General features: G+C 73.4%; 17 protein-coding genes and 1 pseudogene. 6 read left to right on the forward strand and 12 right to left on the reverse strand.

Annotated elements, in window-relative coordinates:
- Positions 1-38: 38 nt before the first annotated feature.
- From BX266_RS09080 to BX266_RS09090, 3 genes are all read right to left on the reverse strand, one after another.
- The gene (locus tag BX266_RS09080) at positions 39-974 is read right to left on the reverse strand and encodes a WXG100 family type VII secretion target (protein ID WP_099898392.1); all 936 of its coding nucleotides are present in this window, start codon (positions 972-974) and stop codon (positions 39-41) included.
- Positions 971-1,297: a type VII secretion target gene (locus BX266_RS09085; protein ID WP_099898393.1), complete on the reverse strand. Its 327-nt coding sequence runs from the start codon at positions 1,295-1,297 to the stop codon at positions 971-973. The genes BX266_RS09080 and BX266_RS09085 overlap by 4 nt, the downstream gene beginning before the upstream one ends.
- A gap of 176 nt (positions 1,298-1,473) precedes the next feature.
- Positions 1,474-1,962, reverse strand: coding sequence for a hypothetical protein (locus BX266_RS09090; RefSeq protein ID WP_099898394.1), 489 nt, complete (start codon positions 1,960-1,962; stop codon positions 1,474-1,476).
- Between the two features lie 105 nt (positions 1,963-2,067).
- On the opposite strand from BX266_RS09090, the pseudogene BX266_RS09095 reads away from it, so the two are divergent.
- A pseudogene (locus tag BX266_RS09095) lies at positions 2,068-2,478 on the forward strand (MarR family winged helix-turn-helix transcriptional regulator); the annotation flags it as partial.
- 75 nt (positions 2,479-2,553) lie between these two features.
- Here BX266_RS09095 and BX266_RS09100 read toward each other — a convergent pair.
- The 7 genes from BX266_RS09100 to BX266_RS09130 form a co-directional block, all read right to left on the reverse strand.
- The gene (locus tag BX266_RS09100; protein ID WP_099898396.1) at positions 2,554-3,633 is read right to left on the reverse strand and encodes a caspase, EACC1-associated type; all 1,080 of its coding nucleotides are present in this window, start codon (positions 3,631-3,633) and stop codon (positions 2,554-2,556) included.
- Positions 3,630-3,986 carry an effector-associated constant component EACC1 gene (locus BX266_RS09105; RefSeq protein ID WP_099898397.1) on the reverse strand — a complete coding sequence of 119 codons (357 nt, stop codon included), beginning with the start codon at positions 3,984-3,986 and terminating at the stop codon, positions 3,630-3,632. Before BX266_RS09105 ends, BX266_RS09100 begins: the two co-directional genes overlap by 4 nt.
- Before the next feature lie 9 nt (positions 3,987-3,995).
- Entirely contained in the window at positions 3,996-5,114 is a 1,119-nt protein-coding gene (locus tag BX266_RS09110) for a hypothetical protein (protein ID WP_099898398.1), read from the reverse strand.
- Positions 5,111-6,040: a hypothetical protein gene (locus tag BX266_RS40805; RefSeq protein ID WP_099898399.1), complete on the reverse strand. Its 930-nt coding sequence runs from the start codon at positions 6,038-6,040 to the stop codon at positions 5,111-5,113. The genes BX266_RS09110 and BX266_RS40805 overlap by 4 nt, the downstream gene beginning before the upstream one ends.
- A 160-nt stretch (positions 6,041-6,200) precedes the next feature.
- On the reverse strand, positions 6,201-7,931 hold the full coding sequence (locus BX266_RS09120) for a DEAD/DEAH box helicase (RefSeq protein WP_099898400.1): 1,731 nt from the start codon (positions 7,929-7,931) through the stop codon (positions 6,201-6,203).
- A 178-nt stretch (positions 7,932-8,109) separates the two neighbouring features.
- Entirely contained in the window at positions 8,110-8,313 is a 204-nt protein-coding gene (locus tag BX266_RS09125; RefSeq protein ID WP_030460121.1) for a cold-shock protein, read from the reverse strand.
- A 312-nt stretch (positions 8,314-8,625) separates the two neighbouring features.
- The gene (locus BX266_RS09130; protein WP_099898401.1) at positions 8,626-10,791 is read right to left on the reverse strand and encodes an MMPL family transporter; all 2,166 of its coding nucleotides are present in this window, start codon (positions 10,789-10,791) and stop codon (positions 8,626-8,628) included.
- Positions 10,792-11,290: 499 nt separating this feature from the next.
- On the opposite strand from BX266_RS09130, the gene BX266_RS09135 reads away from it, so the two are divergent.
- The 3 genes from BX266_RS09135 to BX266_RS09145 all read left to right on the forward strand — a co-directional run bounded on the left by BX266_RS09135 (position 11,291) and on the right by BX266_RS09145 (position 15,483).
- A complete protein-coding gene (locus BX266_RS09135) occupies positions 11,291-13,498 on the forward strand; it encodes an MMPL family transporter (RefSeq protein WP_180290798.1) in 2,208 nt (735 codons plus the stop codon).
- Complete coding sequence (locus BX266_RS09140; RefSeq protein ID WP_180290423.1) at positions 13,495-14,373, forward strand: phosphotransferase enzyme family protein; 879 nt, start codon at positions 13,495-13,497, stop codon at positions 14,371-14,373. The genes BX266_RS09135 and BX266_RS09140 overlap by 4 nt, the downstream gene beginning before the upstream one ends.
- A gap of 129 nt (positions 14,374-14,502) precedes the next feature.
- The gene (locus BX266_RS09145) at positions 14,503-15,483 is read left to right on the forward strand and encodes a polysaccharide deacetylase family protein (RefSeq protein WP_099898403.1); all 981 of its coding nucleotides are present in this window, start codon (positions 14,503-14,505) and stop codon (positions 15,481-15,483) included.
- A gap of 19 nt (positions 15,484-15,502) precedes the next feature.
- Here BX266_RS09145 and BX266_RS09150 read toward each other — a convergent pair whose 3' ends face one another.
- Positions 15,503-16,210, reverse strand: a complete 708-nt coding sequence (locus BX266_RS09150; RefSeq protein ID WP_099898404.1) for an exonuclease domain-containing protein — start codon at positions 16,208-16,210, stop codon at positions 15,503-15,505.
- Positions 16,211-16,325: 115 nt separating this feature from the next.
- Positions 16,326-17,573 carry an SAV2148 family HEPN domain-containing protein gene (locus tag BX266_RS09155; protein WP_399169291.1) on the reverse strand — a complete coding sequence of 416 codons (1,248 nt, stop codon included), beginning with the start codon at positions 17,571-17,573 and terminating at the stop codon, positions 16,326-16,328.
- A 403-nt stretch (positions 17,574-17,976) separates the two neighbouring features.
- Here BX266_RS09155 and glgX point away from each other — a divergent pair, with 403 nt between their 5' ends.
- The gene (glgX, locus tag BX266_RS09160; protein ID WP_099898405.1) at positions 17,977-20,085 is read left to right on the forward strand and encodes a glycogen debranching protein GlgX; all 2,109 of its coding nucleotides are present in this window, start codon (positions 17,977-17,979) and stop codon (positions 20,083-20,085) included.
- A gap of 79 nt (positions 20,086-20,164) precedes the next feature.
- Entirely contained in the window at positions 20,165-20,980 is an 816-nt protein-coding gene (locus BX266_RS09165) for an SDR family oxidoreductase (protein ID WP_259464620.1), read from the forward strand.
- Positions 20,981-21,019 lie beyond the last annotated feature (39 nt).

The following is a 21,019-nucleotide window of genomic DNA, read 5'->3' on the forward strand; positions in this document are numbered from 1 at the left end:
CGGTACGGGTGGTGGCGGCGGCGGACCGCCCGGGCCGGTCAGCCGAAGGCGTCCTCGAAGCGCCGGCGGCGCTCCTCGGGGCTGAGCTCCGGCGACTGCGCGGGTTGGGCGATGCCGGCGCGCTCGCGCAGCGCGGTGCTGGGGCCGGGGTTGCCGCCGATCCGGTCGTCGGCCTCGTCGCCGAGGATGCCCGCGCCGTCCTGCACCGCCTGCTGGACGGTCTGCCCGACCGGGTTGCCGGTCAGGCCGATGCCGTGCAGGCCGGCCTTGCCGATGGTCTTGACGCCGGTCTTGGCCAGGTACGCCTCGATGTCCAGCGGCTTGTTCCAGGTCCAGGGCTTCTTCGGGTTGAGGTGCGGACGCTTGGAGACGGCCTTGAGCGCCTTCATCGCGTCGGCGATCTTCTTCAGCGCGTTGGCGAGCTTGCGTACCAGGTTGGCGATCCGGACGCTGGCGATCGACCCCTCGGCGGCGGCCGCGGCGGCCTCGGCGGCGAGCGACACCCCGGCGGTGATCACGCTGAAGGCGACCGAGGCGGCGAGCGTGATGATCGCCCACTCGATCAGCTCGCGGATCACCGTCTCGACCAGGTCCTGCGCCATCCGGGACTCGGCGGCGGCCTCGGAGAGCAGCTCGGCGGTGCCCTCCATGTCCGTCGCCTCGGCCTCCAGGGTCTGTTCCAGCTCGGCCAGTTCGGCCTGGAGGGCGTCGGCGGCCGCGCCCTCCCACTCGCCCGCCAGCGCGGCCCGGTCCCGGCGCTGGTCGGCGATCAGCTCGCGCAGCTGCTCGGCCTGCCGCTGCCAGAGCCGGGCGGCCTCCTCCAGCCCCTCGGGGTCGCCGGTGACGAACTCCAGCGGCTCCGCGAGCGGCTCCACGATGGGCCGCATGATCTCGTCGATCACGCTGCCCAGCGGGCTCATCCAGTTGTTGATCTTCGTGTAGGCGTCGACCGCGCCCGAGACCGGCCCGCTCATCCGCCCAGCCCCGCCGAGATCGCCCGCATGCTCTGCCCGGTCGCCTCGTCCGCGCGCTCGTACGCCGCGGCCATGCCCTCGGTGTACTCGGCGATCCGGTCCATGGTGTCGCCGGCCGCGCCCGCGTTCTCGATCGCCGCCTCGGACCGCTCGACGTAGTCGCGGCCGGTCTCGTCGGCCTCCGGGAGCTTCCCGAACGCCGACGCCGACAGCTGGTGCGCACCGAGTTCGGCGCGGATCGCCCGCAGCCGCTCGGCCCGCTCGGTGCTGGTGCGGGCGAACCGGCGCAAGGCGTCCGGATCGACCCTGAATTCCCCCGCCATCGCGGTGCCCCTCTTCCCCGTTGCCCGGCCCGCAGGTATGGACGGTGCCATGCGCAGGCCATGAGTTGGTCAAGAAGCTAACACGATGCCACCCGATCGAGACAGAGCAATCGTTCGTCCGTTCGCCCCCGGGCCGTCAGCCCGCCGGTCCGACGGCCCGTCAGGCCGTCAGCCGGTCAGTCCGCCAGCCGGTCGCGGGCCCACGCGTCCCCGCTGCGCCGCGCCGCCTCCCGCCGGGCCACCAGGAAGCGGTCCGCCAGGTCCCCGTACGGGGCGTCGGCCCACCGCCACGCGCCGACCGCGCACACCTGCCGCAGCGGCCCGCCGTCCTCCACCGCCGCCACCAGCTCCTCCTGCAACCGCCGACGCCCGCCCGCCGCCAGCAGCGCCTGCACGAGCCAGCGCGGCGAGGACGGGTCGTCGTCCGCGAGCAGCGCCTCCAGCGCCGGCCCGTAGTGCGCACGCGCCACCGCCCGGTCCGCCAGCAGCAGCCGGTACGCGGCCTGCCGCTTGTGGCCGATCCGGTGGTACTGCTCGTACCCGGGCGCGTGCTCCGCCAGCCGGGTCACCCGCTCGTCCGCCGGGACGTCCACCTCCACCCCGAGGCCGGCCAGCAGCGCGTCCAGCGCCGCCTCCTGCGCGTCCAACCGCGCTCCCTGTTCCATCGCGGACCACCCTCCTCGACTCCCGCCGATAGTTGCACACGCGGGAATTTGCAGAATTAGACTAAGCTTGTTCCCAGCGGAGCACTGTCGAAGGGAGCACGGACCATGACCCGACCGGACCCCGGCCTGGCGCACGGCTGGTGCGCCCTCACCGCCCTGCACGGCCGCATCGAGGCGCACGTCGAACGCGCCCTGCAGGCCGAACACGAGCTCAGCGTCCGCGAGTTCTCCGTGCTGGACGTCCTCAGCGACCAGCACGACGGCGACGGCGGCCACTTCCGGATGAACCAGCTCGCCGACGCGGTCGTGCTCAGTCAGAGCGCCACCACCCGCCTGGTCACCCGCCTGGAGGACCGCGGCCTGCTGGCCCGCTACCTCTGCCCCACCGACCGCCGCGGCATCTACACCAACGTCACCCCCGCCGGCCTCGATCTGCTGGCCCGGGCCCGCCCCACCAACGACCGCGCGCTCGCCGAAGCCCTCACCGCCGCCGAACAGCGCCCCGACCTCGCCCCCTCGTCACCGCGGTGCGCGGGCTCTCCGAGCCGACGTCCTGACCGGCGGAGGCGGCGAACCGCTGCTCCCGCCGGGCTACGCCTGCGCGGACCGGCCCAGCCAGCCCCGCACCGTCTCGTCGATGGTGGCCAACTCCGGGGAACCGGCCGGAAGCCGGGCGGCAGCACGGACAGCGAGAGGTTCCAGCAGGGCGAGCGCGGCCGCCGAGCCGTGCAGGAGGCCGACGGCATGGCCGTGGGCGTTGGCGAGTTGCAGGGTGAGCGGGTGGTCCGGGCCGAGGGAGCGGGCCGCGTCGTCGGAGACGTCGGCCAGCAGCGCCACGGCCTGCGGGCGGTGCCAGGGCTGGCGCTGGAGCCGGACGGCGAACTGGCGGTAGGCGAAAGCAGCACGGGCTCGGAGGCCGGGCTCGGTGCACGCCGTGCCGTGGGCGGGGTTGCGGAACAGTGCGAGGTGGCCGGTGGAGTCCACGGTGCGCTGCTGCGGCACGGGTGCCTGGTAGCGCCGGGGTGCGTCGGCGGGGATCTGGGCCAGGGCGACGGCCAGGTGATGGTGGACGAGGTCGAGCGGCAGGTGGGCGGGCCCGTCGGGGATGCCGTCGCGGCAGAGGCGGAGCAGTTCTTCGCCGAAGCGGGTGAGGCCGGTGTCCTTGTTGAGCAGCGCTTTACGGGCCCGGTCCACGGCGGTCAGCAGGTGGACGTCGGCGGCGGCCGGTTCGTCCATGGCCAGGCCGGCGAAGCAGCAGTCGAGGACGGCGACCCGGTGGGCGGCCCGCTGCCCGAGGGCGGCGAGCAGGACGCCGGCGGGCAGAGCGGTCCGGGGGACGTGGTCGGGGTCGTCCAGCGTGCCGGGGAGGCCGAGGTGCAGGCGGCCCGCCGCGCTGGTGACGCCGTGGCCGGCGTAGTGGACCAGCAACGTGTCGGTGGCCCGGGCGGCGACGGCGGCGATCCGGTCGGCCACCTCCCGGGCGCTCTCCGGATCGACCACCCGGAGGACCTGGGAGGGCTCGAAGCCGCCGGCCGGGCCGGAGAGTTGATCGGCCAGCAGCTCCATGGAGGCGACCGCCTCGGGCATGTCCGGCAGGTCCGCGTAGCGGCCGACCGCGATCAGGACGGCCCACGAGCCGGCCGGATCGGGCCGCAGCACGCGGTGGCTCATTCGGCGGAGAGGAAGTCCTCGACCTGGTCGAGGAGTTCGGCGCTGTCCTTGGTGGAGTCGGCGGAGATCCGGAGTTCGGTCCCGTCGGGGCGGCGCAGTTCCAGCGAGACGCCGTTCCTGCGCAGGCGGGCCTCCAACCAGGTGCAGAGCGGGGTGACCACCAGCGGGCCCAGCTCGGCGGCGTACTGGACCGCGTCGGCGATGCCGCCCTGTTCGTCGGCCCGGGGCGGCCGGATCCGGTTGTCGGTGAGGCCGCGCAGTTCGGCGTCGCGGTTGAGGTACTGCTGGAGGGCTTCGGCGGCCTCGCGGACCTCGTCGTCCTCGCCGTGGAAGGCAATGGTGTAGCCGGTCATGACGACCTCTCAGTGCAGGAAGGGCAGATCACCGGGCGTGGGGGGCGTCGCGGAGGCCGGGGCCTCCGGGAGTCGGGCGAACAGGCGGCCGGTCCGGCCGGGGAACTCGTAGGGGAGGCGGAGTGCGGCGGCGGCCTCGTCCAGGTCGACCAGACCGACCAGCTCCTGTTCCAGTCGGGTCCATTCGGCGTCCGGGGCGCCGGCGGGGCGGTGGCCGGCGGGCAGCGGGTCGAGGTCGAGGGTGTTGAAGTCCTGCCAGGCGCGGGCACGTTGGGCGTCCGCCCGGAGCTGGACCGCCTCGCCGCCGATCACCCCGGCGAGCAGCTGGGGCAGCGCGGGCGGGATCGGCCCGGCCGCGGCCAGCAGCATCCGGAGCCGGAAGACCCGGCCCTGGTAGCGGTGCAGCGCGTCCTCGAAGAAACGCTGCCCGGCCTCGGCCGCCGGATCGCCCCGGCGGGCCTGCCCCCAGACCGGGCTGCCGGCCGAGGGGCGGGCCAACTCGCCGTAGACGTCGGCGAACCGGCCGAGCATCCGGTCCGTTCCGGCCGGCAGCGCGAACGGGGCCAGGCTCACCGCGAGGCAGGTCGGCGCCGGCTGCCGGGCCAGTTCGGCCCAGACCGGTTCCCAGGAGCCGCCCGGCCCCAGTGGCACGGCGACGGTCGCCATCAGGCGCGGCGCGCCGGGCCGGGCCAGCGGGTACTGCCGGAGCTGCTTGCGGATCTCGTACAGGTCGAGCACGGCGGGCGCCGGGCCGAGCGGGCTCAACTCCCCCGCCAGTTCGGCCGGTGCCGCGCTCACGTGCGGGGGGAGCGCGGCGCCGAGCAGCGCCCGGACGACGCCGGCCGCCTGCTCGGGCGAGGCGGCCACGCCCCGGGCCAGCAGGGTGGCCCGGATGCGGCCCGACTCCCCGCTCGTGCACCGGAGTTCCAGGTGTCCGCCGGGCCGGGGCAGCGCGCCGAGCCAGGCCCGTTCGGCCGCAGCCGCCTCGGCCCGGTACCGGCCGTCGGGGTCGCCGAGCGGCGAGCTCGGCCCGAGCACCGGGGCGATCCGGTACGCCGCCCGGGCCAGCCGGTCGGCCCCGCCCGGACCGTACGGCTCCACCAGCACGCCGTCCTGAACGACCGTCACTGCCGACCGGGCGCGCCGCCGGACCACGGGCCGGGCGGGGCGGCGGGCGGCGCCGGCGGAGCGGGCGGCGCGGCGGGCTGGGCGGGCGGCATCGCCGGCTGCGGCTGCGCACCGACCGTCGCGGCGGCGGACACCGCGGCCACCTGCGGGAACTGCACGTGGAGTTGCACCGGCCGCTGCTCGATGGCCACCACCAGGCCTTCGCGGCAGGCGGCGTGCACGGCCTCGCGCATCGCCCGCACCTGCCCGGTGCGGGACATCGCGCTGCGCAGGTCGGCGCCGCCGCTCACGTTGTCCGTGACGAACTGGACGAAGAGGCGGAACTTGCTCCTGGTGCGCCACATCTGCCAGCCCAGGTAGAGGCTGCTGCCGTAGTTGAAGACCGAGACGTGCGCGGTGCAGTCGTGCTGGGCGAGCACCAGCCGGCGGGAGATTCCGCCGTACTGCTGGGCGGCCTCGACCGAGGGGGCCAGCGGGTAGCCGCGTTCGGCCACCACGTTGCAGATCTGGTTGTAGGCGGAGTCGACGTCCGCGCGGGCGTGCAGCAGGACGCGCCACTCCGCGATCGGTTCGGTCAGCTTGCCGACCAGCAGCACCAGCACGAAGGCGACCAGGCCCGCCAGCGCGGCGTAGACCGGGGCGCCGAGGAAGGCGCCCACGGCGTCGGCCGGGTCACCGGAGCCGTACTCGTCGGAGCCGCCGCCGCTGCCGGCCACGGCGATCAGCAGGCCGAACACCAGCACCACCAGCCAGACCACCCAGGAGACCAGCAGGGCCCGGGCCGCCATCCGCAGCAGGGCCCGACCGCTGACCCGGTCGTCGAGCACCGTCTCGACCGGCGTGTGCCGGAGCGTCTTGTCGAGATAGGCGTTGTTGCCGTCCCCGCCGTTCCAACCCGGGACGGGCAGCGCGATGTCACTGGACACGCCGTGATTCCCCTGATGATTCGTCAACTGACCTCAGAAGAGCACATGTTCGCACATCGACGGCACAGTGTCAGACGAAAAAGGGCAACGAACGGACCGGTGGCGGGCATCCGCCGCCCTTCGGATCACGCCTGCCCGGCGTGATCCGAAGGTCAGGCGCTCAGTCCGACTTGCGGCGCTGGCGGCCCGTGCCGTAGTTGGAGCCGCTCTTCGACCCGGAACCCGGCGTCGCACGGCCGGAGGCCTTCCCGATGAAGCCCGCCGCCATCTGCGAACTGCCGCTGCCGGGGCGCTGCTTGGGCCGGGGCCGACGCGGGTTGCCGCTCATGTCGACGTCCTTGGGCAGTCCCCCGCCGCGCTTGGCCGCCGGCCGGCGCCGGGCCTCGCCGTCGACCGGCTTCGCGCCGCCGCGCCCACGGCCACGGCCGCTCTCGGCTCCCGCGGTCGCGGTCTCCTGCGCGGGAACGGCCGTGGCCGGGACGGGCAGGGGCACGGCCACGCCGCTGGGCGTGCGGGCGCCGGTGATCCGCTTGAGCTCGCCGTCCTCGGGCCGGACCTTGGTGATGGTGGGCCGGATGCCGGCAATGGTCATCAGCCGGTTGACCTCGCGGCGCTGCTCGGGCAGCACCAGCGTGACGACGGTGCCGGACTCGCCGGCCCGCGCGGTGCGGCCGCCGCGGTGCAGGTAGTCCTTGTGGTCGATCGGCGGGTCGACGTTGACGACCAGGTCGAGGCCGTCGATGTGGATGCCGCGGGCGGCGACGTTGGTGGCGATCAGCGCGGTGACCTCGCCCTCGCGGAACTGGTCGAGGACCCGGTTGCGCTGCGGCTGCGACTTGCCGCCGTGCAGGGCGGCGGCGACCACGCCGTGGGCGCGCAGCTGCTTGGCGAGCCGGTCGGCGCCGTGCTTGGTGTGCACGAACATGATCACCCGGCCTTCGCGGGCGGCGATCCGCGCGGTGGTCTCGGCCTTGTCGGCGGGTTCGAGCTGGAGCAGGTGGTGGTCCATGGTGGTGACCGCACCGGCCGACGGATCCACCGAATGGGTGACCGGGTCGGTGAGGAAACGGTTGACCAGGCGGTCCACGTTGCGGTCGAGGGTGGCGGAGAACAGCATTCGCTGCCCGCCCTCGGCGACCTGTTCCAGCAGCTTGACCACCTGCGGCAGGAAGCCCATGTCGGCCATCTGGTCGGCCTCGTCGAGGACGGTGATCGCCACGTCCTCCAGGAACACGTCGCCGCGCTGGATCAGGTCGTCCAGCCGGCCGGGCGTGGCGACCAGCACCTCGGTGCCGCGCCGCACCTGGTTGGACTGGCGGGTGATCGACATGCCGCCGACCACGGTGGTGATCCGCAGGTTCAGCACGCCGGCGTACGGCGCGAGCGCCTCGGTGACCTGCTGGGCGAGCTCCCGGGTGGGGACCAGCACCAGGGCCAGCGGACGGCGGGCGGAGGCCCGCTTCCCGGCGGTGCGGACCAGCAGCGGCAGCCCGAAGGCCAGGGTCTTGCCGGAGCCGGTGCGGCCGCGGCCGAGGACGTCGCGTCCGGCCAGCGCGTCCGGCAGGGTGGCCGCCTGGATCGGGAACGGCTCGGTGACGCCCTGCGCGCCGAGTTCCTTCAACAGGCCGGCGGACAGCTCCAGTTCGGCGAAGCTGGCGGCCGGCGGCCGGGACGGGGTGCCCTGCACGGGCGTGAAGTCCTCGGCGACCGCGGCCGCCGGGGTGCTGCCGCGACGCGGCCGGCGCGGGGCGCCCGTCCGCTGGCCGCCGTCACGGGCGGCGTTGTCGCGGGGCGCACCGGTGCGCGGCTTCCCGTTGCGGGTGCGCGGCTTGTCGGTGCGGGGCTGGCCGGTGCGCGACTGCTCGGTGCGCGGGCGGGACTGGTCGGGCATGCGGGATCCACTTCCTGGGGGCCGTCAGCCGGGCCGCGGCGTGCCGCGGTGGCTGGGATGGGTCGGCCGCCAAGGGAGAAGGGCCGCCCCGGCCGTCGGGCGGCATGGACGAGGGCCCGTACCGTGTGGAGGTACGGGCCCTCGCCTGCAACATCTAGGAGTCGGCGTGAGCCGGGACTCAGATGGCGCGGATGTTCTCCGCCTGCGGGCCCTTCTGGCCCTGGGTGACGTCGAACTCGACCTTCTGGCCCTCGACGAGCTCACGGAAGCCGGTCGACTGGATGTTCGAGTAGTGAGCGAACACGTCGGCGCCGCCGCCGTCCTGCTCGATGAAGCCGTAGCCCTTTTCGCTGTTGAACCACTTCACGGTGCCGGTAGCCATAACCGTCTCCACTTTCACTGGGGCATTGGGGCGCACACCTCGTGCACCCCACGTAGCCGCGATCCCCATCCGGAGACTAAACACCGGACAAAACAAATGCGCCTGTCGGTTGGAACCAGCAGGCGCACACACACGTTCATGGGAACCAATACTGCAACTGCTTCGACAATAGCACGCCCGCCGCCGTCAATGTCGGCAAAGGTTGCGCTGGTCACACCGTGTTTCGCCGCCACGCCGACGGGGCATGCGGTCCGTTCGGACCGCATGCCCCCGTCGCACCGGGCTACCGGAAGGCGCCGGCGGGCACCCGGGTCAGGCCTTGCCCACCGACAGCGGCTCGCGCTGCTCGACGGCCTCGGGGTCGTGGTCGGGCATCGCGCCGTGACCGGGCCACCAGGCCTTCTTGCCGAGCAGGGCAGTGATCGCCGGGGTGAAGAACATCGCCATCACGAAGGCCGCCACCGCGATGCCGAAGGCCATCGCGAAGCCGAACTCCAGCATGAAGACGTTGCCGGCCAGCATGAACGTGGCGAACGAGGCCGCCAGGATGAAGCCGGCCGCCGCGACGGTCGGACCGCCGTGGCGCAGCGCCTCGCGGGCCGCCTCGCGGGGACTGCGGCCCTCGCGGGCCTCCTCGCGCAGGCGGGCGATGATCAGGATGTTGTAGTCGGTGCCGATGGCGACCACGAACAGGTAGATCAGGATCGGCAGCATGAACATCATGCCCGCCTCGCCCTTGATGCTCTGGAACAGCACGGTCGCCGCTCCCAGGGTCGCGGTGAAGCCGAGGCCGACCGAGGCCATCAGGTACCAGGGTGCGACCACGCTGCGCAGCTGCAGGCCGAGGATCAGCAGGATCAGCAGACCCGCGACCGGGAAGACCAGCTCGTAGTCGTGGGTCATCGCCAGGTTGATGTCCTTGTAGATGGCGCTCAGGCCACCGACCTTGGCCTCGGTGCCGGCCGGGGCCGAGGCGTGCGCGACGTCCCGGAGCTCGGTGACGGCGTCGATCGCCGCGTTGCTGTCCGGCGCGTCCTTCATGATCACGGTGAAGTCGGCCGTGGCGCCGTCGGCGCTGAGCTGCGGCTTGGGCGCGGCCTGGGCGATGCCCGGCACGGAGCCGAGCTTGCCGGCATAGGACTCGAAGGCCCCCGGGTCGAGCTTCGCGCCCGCGGTGCTGCTCAGGTAGACGTGCGTCGGCTGGGCGGCACCGGCCGAGAAGCCGGTGGCCAGCTTGTCCTGGACGACCATCGACTCGGCGGTCTTGGGCATCGAGCTGCCCGCCAGGTCGAAGATGCCGTTGTAGTTGAGCGCGCCGGCCGACAGTGCGACCAGCACGGCGCCGGAGGCGATCGCCACGAAGGCGGGGCGCTTCTCGACCGTCCGGCCGAGAGCGGCGAAGCGGGCGTTGCTCGGCTCGTTCAGCCACTTCTTGCCGGGCCAGAAGACGGCGCGGGCCGGGAGGACCGTGAGCAGCGCGGGCGCCAGGGTGAGCGCGGCGATCGCGGTGACCACGACCGCGATGGCCAGCGCCGGGCCGAGCGCCTTGAACATGCCGAGGCTGGAGAGGATCAGCGCCGCGAAGGCGATGGTGACGGCGCCGGCCGCCGAGGCGATCGCCTCGCCGACCCGGCCGACCGCGTTGGCCACGGCGGTCTTGCGGTCGTCGCCGGCCCGCAGCCGCTCGCGGTAGCGGAAGAGCAGGAAGAGGAAGTAGTCGGTGCCGACGCCGAGCACGACGACGATCAGGATCGCCGACAGGATCGGGGTGCTGTCCAGGTCGAACGCCTTGGTGGCGTAGCTGATCACGCCGTTGGAGGTGGGGAAGGCGAAGAACAGCGTGATCAGCAGCGGCAGGATGCCGGCCAGGATGCTGCGGAAGATGATGCCGACGATGATCGCGACCAGCAGCACGGTGGACATGGCGATGACCGCGTCGGCGTTGCCGGAGGACTCGGTCTGGTCGAGCGCCTGCGCGGCGTTGCCGCCGAGCTGGAACTTGACGTCGGTGCCCTGGGCCAGCGACTTGCCGTCCTCGCGCAGCTTCTTGGCGACGTCGCCGAAGGCCTTGGAGTCCTGCTGCTTGGTCTTGTCGATGGCGATCATGGACAGCGCGTACTTGCCGTCCTTGGAAGTGGTCTGGTCGCTGACCGGGACGATCTTCTCGACCGCCTCGATCTTCTTGTCGGTGAGACCCTGGACGACCTTGGCGATGTCGTCCTTGTCCTTCGCGGTCAGCGGCGCGCCGTCGTTGCGCTCGAAGAGCGCCATCGCGGAGGGCGTGAAGCTGGTCGGGAAGGCCTTCTCCTGAACCGTGGCGGCCTGGATCGACTCGTAGTGCTTCGGCAGGAAGGATGCCTCGTCGGTCTGGGCGCTGATGGTCGGCGCGGTGGCCGCGATGGCGATCATGCCGACCACCCAGGCCGCGATCACCCACCAGGCCCGCTTGACGACGAATTGTCCGATTCGGTGGAACATGCTCGAATGCCTCCTGGGCATGGTTCACCGCCGCCGGGGGACGGGGACCGGGCAACGGCTCGGACCGGCGGCGGCCACGTGGGGCGCCAGCCGGTCGGCAGGTAAGGACTAGCGAGCATCCTACGGGAACTTACTTGCCGCCCGGCAAGTGGGTTTCGCGTGTGCCCCCTAGGGGCGGCCACGGAGCCTGCCCCCGCACTATCGTCGCCCGGCGCGGACCCTTCCCACCTCGTACTCCGGGTGGAGATCGCTCCGCCTCAGGGTGGACGTCCGGCCGCCCTCAAGGAGGAGGGCCCGACCTCGGGGGTGGGGATAACCCCCTAGGAGATCCGGGGGGCAGGTCCAGGGAGAAGTCGGTGACTAGCCGGATGGTCCGTCAGATCGCTGCTCCCTAGCGTTGTTGGCGCCGCCGGAGCAGCGCCGCGGCCCACCGACCGGGGCGGTCCGCCGCCCGCCATCCCTGGGGGAACCTCTCGTGAAGCATGGACTCGCCGCCACCATGGGCGCCTGGAGCGCCCGCCATCGGAAGACCGCGGTCTTCGGCTGGCTGCTCTTCGTCGTCCTCGCCGCCTACCTCGGCGGCGTGCACGGCTCCACCAAGGTCACCGACGCCGAGTCGATGCCGGGGCAGGTCGCGCGGGCCGCCCGGATCCTCGACGACGCGGGCCTGAAGTCGCCCGCCGGCGAGACCGTCCTGGTGCAGAGCCGCACCCTGACGGCCGACGACGCGTCCTTCCGGGCCGCCGTCGAGCAGGTCGCCGCCGCGGTCGGCGCCACCGGCCGGACGGGGGACCTGCACAGCCCGTACGACACCGGTGCGATCTCGGCGGACCGGCACTCCGCCCTGCTCCAGTTCACCGTCGACGGCGAGGACCGCGAGGCCGCCGTCGCCAACGTGCCCGCCGTGATGGACGCGGTGGGCGGCGTGCAGCAGCAGCACGCCGACTTCGTGATCGAGGAGTACGGCGAGGCCAGCGCCGGCAAGTGGTTCAGCGACCAGTTCAAGAACGACTTCGCCCGCGCCGAGTGGACGGCCCTGCCGCTGGCGCTGGGCATCCTGCTGGTGGCGTTCGGCGCGCTGGTCGCCGCCGTCCTGCCGGTGGTCCTGGCGATGACGGCGTTCGTCGCCGCCTCCGGCCTGGTCGCGCTCTCCTCCGGCCTGCTGCACACCAGTGACGACGCCAGCTCCGTGATGCTGCTGGTCGGCCTGGCCGTCGGCGTCGACTACTGCCTGTTCTACCTGCGCCGCGAACGCGAGGAGCGGGCCGCCGGGCACGACGCGGCCACCGCGCTGCGGATCGCCGCCGCCACCTCGGGGCGCGCCGTGCTGGTCTCCGGCATCACCGTGGTGGTGGCCATGGCCGGCATGTTCCTCACCGGCATCGCCGACTTCCAGGCCATGTCGTACGCCACCATCGTGGTCGTGATCACCGCCGTGCTCGGCTCGCTCACCGTGCTGCCGGCGCTGCTCTCGATGCTCGGGGACCGGGTGGAGAAGGGCAAGGTCCCCTACCTGCACCGCCTGCGGCGGGACGCCCGGGAGGGCAGTCGGTTCTGGAACGCGGTGCTCCGGCCGGTGCTGCGCCGTCCGCTGGCCGCCGCTGTGCTGGCCACCGCCGCGCTGCTGGCGGTCGCCTCGCCCACGCTGACCATGCACACCGCCAACCTGACGTTCCAGCAGCAGCTGCCCGAGGGCAACGAGCTGGTCGCCACCTCGCAGCGGATCGAGGCCGCCTTCCCCGGCAGCCCCTCCCCCGCCACCGTGGTGGTCAAGGCGCGGGACATCACCTCCCCGGAGATGACGCGCGCCCTCGCCGACCTGCAGGCCCGCGCCCTCGCCACCGGGAGGATGCACGGCCCCACCGACCTGAAGGTGCACGCCGCGCAGAACGTCGCGACGGTCGACATCCCGCTCTACGGCAGCGGCAACGACGCCGCCTCCGCGGCGGCGCTGAAGACCCTCCGCGACGAGGTGGTGCCGGCCACGGTCGGCACGGTGCCCGGCACCGAGGCCCCGGTCACCGGCAGCACGGCCGGCTCGGTCGACTTCAACCGGCAGATGTCCGACTCGATGCTCCCGGTGTTCGGCTTCGTGGTGGCCTTCGCCTTCCTGCTGATGCTGGCCTCGTTCCGCTCGCCGGTCATCGCGCTCACCGCGGTGCTGCTCAACCTGCTCTCGGTCGGCGCGGCCTACGGCGTCCTGTCGCTGGTCTTCCAGCACGGCATCGGCGCCTCGCTGATCGGCACGGCCGGCGTCGGCGCGGTGGAGAGCTGGGTCCCGCTGTTCCTGTTCGTGATCCTGTTCGGCCTCTCGATGGACTACCACGTCTTCGTGGTCTCCCGGATCAAGGAGGCGCACGACCGCGGCCTGCCCACCCGCGCCGCCGTCGCGCACGGCATCCGCAGCACGGCCGGCGTGGTCACCAGCGCCGCGGTCATCATGGTCGGCGTGTTCGGAGTCTTCGGGACGCTCTCCATGCAGTCCATGAAGCAGATGGGCGTCGGCCTCGCCGTCGCCGTGCTGATCGACGCGACGGTCGTCCGGGCGGTCCTGCTCCCCGCCGCGATGTCCCTGCTCGGCGAGAAGAACTGGTACCTGCCCCGCTGGCTGGGCTGGCTCCCGAGGATCGAGGGCGAGGCGCCGACGGGCCCGGCCGCCCCCGCCCCGGCCTCCCCGGCGGCGGTGTCCCCGACAATGAGCGGGTGATCTTCGACGAACCGAGGGCCCGGGCCCTCCTCCAGGAGGCGTGCGCCCCGGCCGGGATCGATCCGGCCGGGGCCGCGCTGCTCGCGCTCGGCCAGAACGCCGTCTTCGACCTCCCCGCCGAGAGCCTGGTCGCCAAGGTGGGCCGCTCCCCCGACGCGGCCGGGCGGGCCGGGCGCGAACTGGCGCTGGCGGCCTGGCTGGACGGTGCGGGCGTGCCGGTGGTGCGGCCGGCCGACCCGGCGGTGCGCCTCGTCCAGGGGCACCCGGTCACCCTCTGGCACCGCCTTCCGGCGGCGGTCCGGCCCGCCCGGCCGGTGGACCTGGCGCCGCTGCTGACCGCCCTGCACGCGCTGCCCGCCGCGCCCGTCCCGCTGGGCGGGCGTGATCTCCTTGCCCCGGTGGACAGTTGGCTGGCGGCTGCGGAGGGTCACGTCGATCCGGCGGACGCCGCGTTCCTCCGTGCCCGAAAAGAGACCTTTGTCACCGCCGCGGGGGAATTGACCCCATTCCTGCCGCCCGGCCCGATCCACGGCGACGCCCTGCCGCGCAACGTGCACATCACGCCGGACGGCCCGGTGCTGCTGGACCTGGAGTACATGGCGGCGGACCTGCGCGAGCACGACCTGGTGGTGCTGGCGCTCAGTCAGGACCGGTACGGCGTCCCGGCCCAGGAGGTCGCGGCGTTCAACTCGGCCTACGGGTGGGACGTCCGGGACTGGCCCGGATTCGCGGTGCTGCGCGGGGCGCGGGAGACCGCGAGCGCCGCGTGGGTGGCCCAGCAGACACCCGGAAACCCTTCTGCGCAGGCCGAGTTCCGTCGTCGCGTGGACTCGCTGCGTGACGGCGAGGCGGCAGTACGCTGGTTCGCGTTCTGACCGCTTCCGTTCGGTGCCCGCCCTGTGGCGCAGCGCACACCAGGACGGAACCACCTAGTTCGTACCTGGCGTCGTATCCGACCAGACGCCGCGCCCAAGGGCGGCCGGTACGACGTCAGGAGTCGTTCCATGGAGAAGTCCCGCATATCCGCCCGCCGTCGTTCCCTGCTGCTCGGCGCCTCCGCGCTGCTCGCCCCGGCCCTGCTGGTGGCGTGCGGCGCGCACGGCTCCCCCTCCGCGGCGGGGGACGCCGCGCACCGCTCGGCCACGCCGAGCGCGGCCACGAGTACGGGTGCGACCGGCGCGGCGGGCGGGAGTTCGGCGGCGGCGCGGCCGACGCCCGGCGAGGGCACGGAGTCCTCGCCGTTCTCGGCCACGCCGAGTCCCACCCGGTCCTCCGGCACGCCCTCGGCGCCCAGCACGTCCGCCGTGCCGCAGGGCTCCGCGAACGCCACGCCCTCGGCGGGCGGCGGCCCGTCCGCCGACCCGTCGAAGCGTTCGCACGCCCCGGCCCCGGGTGTGCTGCGCCACACCGCCTCGGGCGGGAAGACGGTGGCGCTGACCTTCGACGACGGCCCGGGCCCGGCCACCGGCGAGGTGCTGGACCTGCTGGGGCAGTACGGCGCGAAGGCGACCTTCTGCGAGATCGGCAACAACGCGAAGACCCGCCCGGCGGCGGTGCAGCGGATCCTCGCCGAGGGCCACCGGCTGTGCGACCACACGGTGGACCACCCGCAGCCGATGCACGCGCAGTCCCACGACCAGCAGGTGGCGGAGATCGCCGACGCCAAGGCGATGATCGAGAACGCGGCGGGCGGCAACCCGACCATCACCTGGTGGCGCGCCCCGGGCGGCGACTTCACCGCGGAGAACCAGCAGATCGGCGCCGACCTCGGCATGAAGTCGCTGGGCTGGACGGTCGACCCGCGGGACTGGTCGCGCCCGGGCGTGCAGGCGATCGTCTCCACCGTGCAGCAGAACCTGCGCCCGGGCGGCGTGGTGCTGATGCACGACGGCGGCGGCGACCGCAGCCAGACGGTGGCGGCGCTGAAGCAGCTGCTGCCCTGGCTGGTGGCGCAGGGCTACACCTTCGACTTCCCGCAGTCCTGACGCCCCGTCACCGCTCGGCTCAGGACGCGGCCTTGAGCGGCCAGCGCGGGTCGACGGTGGCGGCCGGGTCCTTGCGGCGCAGCCAGCTCTGCAGGTCGGTGGCCCAGTCCCGGTACCAGTCGACCTGGCGGCGGTGGAGTTCGTCCAGCGGCAGGTCGCCGGCCTGCGCCGGGTACCGGTGGCCGAGGGCGACGGCGACCCGGACGGCGGCGAGCGCGTCGCTGCCGGCCTCGTGCGCGTCGTGCAGTTCGACGCCGTAGACCTCGCAGACCCGCTGCAGGGTGCGCGAGCCCTTGCGGTACTTGTCGAGGGCGCGGTCGACCACCATGGCGTCGACCACCGGGGTGACCGGGCCGCCGAGCCGGTCGGCCAGGGTGGGCAGGCCGTGCCGGCGCAGTTCGGCGTCCAGCAGGGAGAGGTCGAACGGGGCGTTGAAGGCGACCACGGGGCGGCCGGCGGCCAGCCGGTCGGCCAGCGCCCGGGCGATCTCCTCGACGGCCTCGGCGGCGGGGCGGCCGTGGGTGCGGGCCTCGGTGTCGCTGATGCCGTGGATGGCGGAGGCCTCGGCCGGTATCGGAACGCCCGGGTCGAGCAGCCAGTTGGCGACGGACTCGACGCGCCCGCCGAGGGTGTCGACCACGGCGGCGGTGACGATCCGGGACTCCTCCGGGTCGGTGCCGGTGGTCTCCAGGTCGAAACCGGTGAGCGGCCCCTTCCACCAGGTCATGGGGTGTGTCCTTCCGTCAGCACTGCCAAGATGCGGACTATCATCGCGTGCCGCTGTGACAGCCCGGACGGCGCACCGACCTCCCGGCGCCCCGCCCCGCGGTCGGCGGGGCCGTTCAGGACACCGGGCGGGAGTCGCCCCAGAGGTCCTCGAACTCCTCCCGGTACACCTCCAGCAGCCCGGGTTCGGTGCCGCCGGCCTCCTGCCCGGCGCCGCCGCGCAGCACCAGCGCGGGCGACTCGATGCCGCGGGCCTTGCGCAGGTAGGGCTGGATCACCCCGAGGTCGGTGGAGCGCCGCCGCCCGCCGGCGCCGGCCACCCGCTGGCCCTCGACCAGGTAGGCGGTGAACCGGGGCAGTTCGTCGAACACCCGGATCTCGAAGCTGCCCGGGTCCCGCAGCCGGGCCCTGACCCGCCGCACGTGCATGATGTTCATCTCCACCGAGCGGCCCAGCTCGCCTCGCCCGATCCCGAGCTCGCGCTCGCGCCGACGGACGGCGCTGCTCGCCGGGTTGAGGAACAGCAGGCGCACCCGGCAGCCCTCGGAGGCCAGCCGGACCAGCCGCTTGCCGGTGTAGTTCTGGCAGAGCATGCCCAGGCCGATGCCGACCGCGTCGAGGCGGCGGGCCCCGTCGAGCAGGTCCTCGACCGGGAGGTCGCGCTGCAGCCGGACCCGGTCGGGGTGCACGGCGACCACGTCGGCGTACCGGCCGGCGACCAGTTCCTCGACCACGTCGGCGGGGACGCCGCCGTGCGCGCCGTCGAGCAGCGCGAGCAGCCGGGCGGCGGCCCGCTCGGTCTGGTCGAGCACGGTCTGCGACAGCGCGCGGTTGCGGGAGACCACGTGCCGGGCGACCTCCAGCTCGTCGAGGGCCAGCTCGACCTCCCGGCGGTCCACCAGGTGCGGTTCGAAGCACGGCCAGTGCTGGACCATCAGCTCGCGCAGCTGCGGCAGCGTCAGGAAGACCAGCGGGTCGTCGTCCACCGGGTCCAGCAGGTAGCCCTTGCGGCGGGACACCTCGCGGACCGCGGCGGCCCGGTGCACCCACTCCTCGCCGGCCGGTCCGGCGGCGGCGGTCACCCACTCCTCGCCGTGCGCGGGCGCGTAGACCGGCCGCAGCACCTCGTCGACCAGGGCGCGCATCCGCTGCTCGACCAGGTTCAGCCAGACGTAGGCGCGGCCGGCGAGGCGCACCCGGCGGTAGGCGTCGTCCCACTGCTCGGCGGCCCAGGCGGGCGGCATCCCCTCGACGGGGCCGGACTGCGGGGGCAGCGGTCCGCGCCCGCCGCGGACCACCAGGGTCGGGGCCTCGCTGCTCCCGGCGCGCGGGTCCGTGCCGTCGCCGCCGGCGGGGAACCCCATCCGCCACCTCACCTCTCGTCCGCCGCCCACCGGGTGACGGTCCGTCCGCTGAATCCCTCCACCGCGGCGGCGCTGCTCGCACGCCGCACGGGCCCGGGTGCTCGCGGTCCGGACGATCAAGGGTATCCCCCGCCGCCGCCGGGACGCAGCCCTCTTGACAGCAACCGGGCCGGTGCCCGACGGACCGTCACCGGGAGGCCACGCCACGCCGACCGACCCGACACCTGGGACACCCGTTCGGGCGAACCACGGACGAATGGACGCGGAGTTCGGCCGATCGGCGGGGAGTATGCGGAGTGTGCCGTGCATCACGCCGTGACTGCCCCGCACATGACCGGGCGCTCTTCCGGGAATCCCCCGTTGGAGCGCCAGTTCGCGTCTGGCACAAGGAAGTTGAGGACACATGCAGGTCTGGCCGGGGCAGCCGTACCCGCTCGGCGCCACCTATGACGGGGCGGGCACCAACTTCGCCGTGTTCTCCGAGAGCGCGGACCGGATCGAGCTCTGCCTGATCGCCGAGGACGGCGCCGAGACCGCCGTCGAGCTCCGCGAGACCGACGCCTTCGTCCGGCACGCCTACCTGCCGGGCGTCCAGCCCGGCCAGCGCTACGGCTTCCGCGTGCACGGGCCCTACCAGCCGGGGCTGGGGCAGCGCCACAACTCCTCGAAGCTGCTGCTCGACCCGTACGCCAAGGCGATGAGCGGCCACATCGACTGGGACGAGTCGGTGTACGGCTACCACTTCGGCGCGCCGGAGCGCCGCAACGACCTGGACTCGGCGCCGCACACCATGCACTCGGTGGTGATCAACCCGTACTTCGACTGGGGCACCGACCGGCCGCCGCGCACCGACTACCACCGCACCGTGGTCTACGAGTCGCACGTCAAGGGCCTGACGAAGCTGCACCCGGGCATCCCGGACGAGATCCGCGGCACCTACGCGGGCCTGGCGCACCCCGCGGTGATCGAGCACCTGGCCAAGCTCGGCGTGACGGCGATCGAGCTGATGCCGGTGCACCAGTTCGTCCGCGACCACCGGCTGCGCGACCTGGGCCTGTCCAACTACTGGGGCTACAACACCATCGGGTTCTTCGCCCCGCACTCCTCGTACTCCTCCACCGGCGACCGCGGGCAGCAGGTGCAGGAGTTCAAGTCGATGGTGAAGGCGCTGCACGCGGCCGGCATCGAGGTGATCCTCGACGTGGTCTACAACCACACCGCCGAGGGCAACCACCTGGGTCCGACGCTGTCCTTCCGCGGCCTGGACAACGCCTCGTACTACCGGCTGGCCAAGGACCAGCGCTTCTACGAGGACACCACCGGGACCGGCAACTCGCTGCTGATGCGCAGCCCGCACGTGCTCCAGATGATCATGGACTCGCTGCGCTACTGGGTCACCGAGATGCACGTGGACGGCTTCCGCTTCGACCTGGCGGCCACGCTGGCCCGGCAGTTCCACGAGGTCGACCGGCTGTCCTCGTTCTTCGACCTGGTCCAGCAGGACCCGGTCGTCTCGCAGGCCAAGCTGATCGCCGAGCCCTGGGACCTCGGCGAGGGCGGCTACCAGGTCGGCAACTTCCCCCCGCTGTGGACCGAGTGGAACGGCAAGTACCGGGACACCGTGCGCGACTTCTGGCGCGGCGAGCCGGCCACCCTCGCCGAGTTCGGCTCCCGGCTGACCGGCTCCTCCGACCTGTACCAGGACGACGGCCGCCGCCCGATCGCCTCCATCAACTTCGTCACCTGCCACGACGGCTTCACCCTGCGCGACCTGGTCTCGTACAACGACAAGCACAACGAGGCCAACCACGAGGACAACCGGGACGGCGAGTCCTTCAACCGGTCCTGGAACTGCGGCGCGGAGGGCGACACCACCGACACCGCGGTGCTCGACCTGCGGGCACGCCAGCAGCGCAACTTCATCGCCACCCTGATGCTCTCCCAGGGCGTGCCGATGCTCTGCCACGGCGACGAGGCCGGACGCACCCAGCGCGGCAACAACAACGCGTACTGCCAGGACTCCGAGCTGACCTGGGTGGACTGGGAGGGCGCGGACACCGCGCTGCTGGAGTTCACCCAGGGCATGATCTGGCTGCGCCGCGACCACCCGGTCTTCCGCCGCCGCCGGTTCTTCCACGGCCGCCCGGTCTCCGGCACCCACGACGACCTGACCGACATCGCCTGGTTCACGCCCGCCGGCGAGGAGATGACCAAGAAGGACTGGTCGACCACCTACGCCAAGTCGCTGACCGTCTTCCTCAACGGCAACGCCATCTCGGAGCCCGACCGCCGCGGCGGCAAGATCGTCGACGACTCGTTCCTGCTGCTCTTCAACGCCCACTTCGAGCCGCTCACCTTCACCGTCCCCGCCGACCACGGCGAGGCCTGGCAACTCGTCGTCGACACCTCGCTGCCCACCCTCCCCGCGCCGGGCACCGGCCCCCGGGTCAAGGCCGGCGACACCCTCCGCCTGCTCGACCACTCGCTGATGGTGCTTCAGCGGCCGGCGTGACCGCGCGCGGATGTGGGTACCTCCCGGGAGGCAGGAAGCCGCAGATCAAGGGGGGTACGAAGTGTCTCGCAGATGGTTGGTGACCGGATGTTCGTCCGGGCTGGGGCTGGCCCTGGCCCGCGCCGTGCTGGAGGCGGGGGACGCGCTGGTGGCGACGTCCCGGGGGGCGTCGCCGCTCGACGCGCTGGCGGCGGAGTTCCCGGAGCAGCTGGTGACGACCCGGCTGGAGCTGCGCAGCGCCGAGGACTGCGCGGCGGCCGTCGCGCTCGCCCAGGAGCGGCTGGGCGGGCTGGACGTGCTGGTGAACAACGCGGCGGTCGGACTGTTCGGCGCGGTCGAGGAGGTCTCCGACGAGGAGCTCCGCGCGCAGCTGGAGGTGCTCGCGGTCGCCCCGTGGCGGCTCGCCCGCCTGGTGCTGCCGGTGATGCGCGCCCAGGGCGGCGGCCACATCGTCAACGTGTCCTCGGTGGGCGGCCGGATGGCCTTCCCGGGCCTGGGCGCGTACGTGGCCGGCAAGTTCGCGCTGGAGGGGATGAGCCTGGCGCTGGCCGCGGAGGCGGCGCCGTTCGGGGTGCGGGTGACGGTGGTGGAGCCGGGCGGCTTCGCCACCTCCTACGGGTCCTCGCTGACCGAGACGGCCGCCAAGCTGCCGGAGTACGCGGACGGCCTGGCGCCGATGCACCAGGCGCTGCGCGGCATGGCGGGCGACGCGGTGCTGAACCGTCCGGAGGTGTTCGCGGAGCTGGTGCTGCGCGCCGTCGCGGCCGGGTCGGGGCCGGTGCGGCTGCCGGTCGGCCCGGACGCGTACGCGATGGTGGAGGCGGCGCTGGCCGGCGAGGCCGCGGAGCTGGCGGCGGCCCGGGCGCTGGCCGAGGCGGCGCCCGACCCGGTCTGACCGTCCGTCAGGAGGGGCCGCGTGCTGCGCCCGTTCGGC

It is taken from the genome of Streptomyces sp. TLI_171, from assembly GCF_003610255.1.
Taxonomy (GTDB): Bacteria; Actinomycetota; Actinomycetes; order Streptomycetales; family Streptomycetaceae; genus Kitasatospora.

Excerpts from the sequence above, each read along its gene's own strand:
- BX266_RS09080 (WP_099898392.1), bottom strand. The coding sequence starts at position 974 with ATGAGCGGGCCGGTCTCGGGCGCGGTCGACGCCTACACGAAGATCAAC.
- BX266_RS09085 (WP_099898393.1), bottom strand. The coding sequence starts at position 1,297 with ATGGCGGGGGAATTCAGGGTCGATCCGGACGCCTTGCGCCGGTTCGCC.
- BX266_RS09090 (WP_099898394.1), bottom strand. The coding sequence starts at position 1,962 with ATGGAACAGGGAGCGCGGTTGGACGCGCAGGAGGCGGCGCTGGACGCG.
- BX266_RS09100 (WP_099898396.1), bottom strand. The coding sequence starts at position 3,633 with ATGAGCCACCGCGTGCTGCGGCCCGATCCGGCCGGCTCGTGGGCCGTC.
- BX266_RS09105 (WP_099898397.1), bottom strand. The coding sequence starts at position 3,986 with ATGACCGGCTACACCATTGCCTTCCACGGCGAGGACGACGAGGTCCGC.
- BX266_RS09120 (WP_099898400.1), bottom strand. The coding sequence starts at position 7,931 with ATGCCCGACCAGTCCCGCCCGCGCACCGAGCAGTCGCGCACCGGCCAG.
- BX266_RS09125 (WP_030460121.1), bottom strand. The coding sequence starts at position 8,313 with ATGGCTACCGGCACCGTGAAGTGGTTCAACAGCGAAAAGGGCTACGGC.
- BX266_RS09130 (WP_099898401.1), bottom strand. The coding sequence starts at position 10,791 with ATGTTCCACCGAATCGGACAATTCGTCGTCAAGCGGGCCTGGTGGGTG.
- BX266_RS09135 (WP_180290798.1), top strand. The coding sequence starts at position 11,291 with ATGGGCGCCTGGAGCGCCCGCCATCGGAAGACCGCGGTCTTCGGCTGG.
- BX266_RS09145 (WP_099898403.1), top strand. The coding sequence starts at position 14,503 with ATGGAGAAGTCCCGCATATCCGCCCGCCGTCGTTCCCTGCTGCTCGGC.
- BX266_RS09150 (WP_099898404.1), bottom strand. The coding sequence starts at position 16,210 with ATGACCTGGTGGAAGGGGCCGCTCACCGGTTTCGACCTGGAGACCACC.
- BX266_RS09155 (WP_399169291.1), bottom strand. The coding sequence starts at position 17,573 with ATGGGGTTCCCCGCCGGCGGCGACGGCACGGACCCGCGCGCCGGGAGC.
- glgX (WP_099898405.1), top strand. The coding sequence starts at position 17,977 with ATGCAGGTCTGGCCGGGGCAGCCGTACCCGCTCGGCGCCACCTATGAC.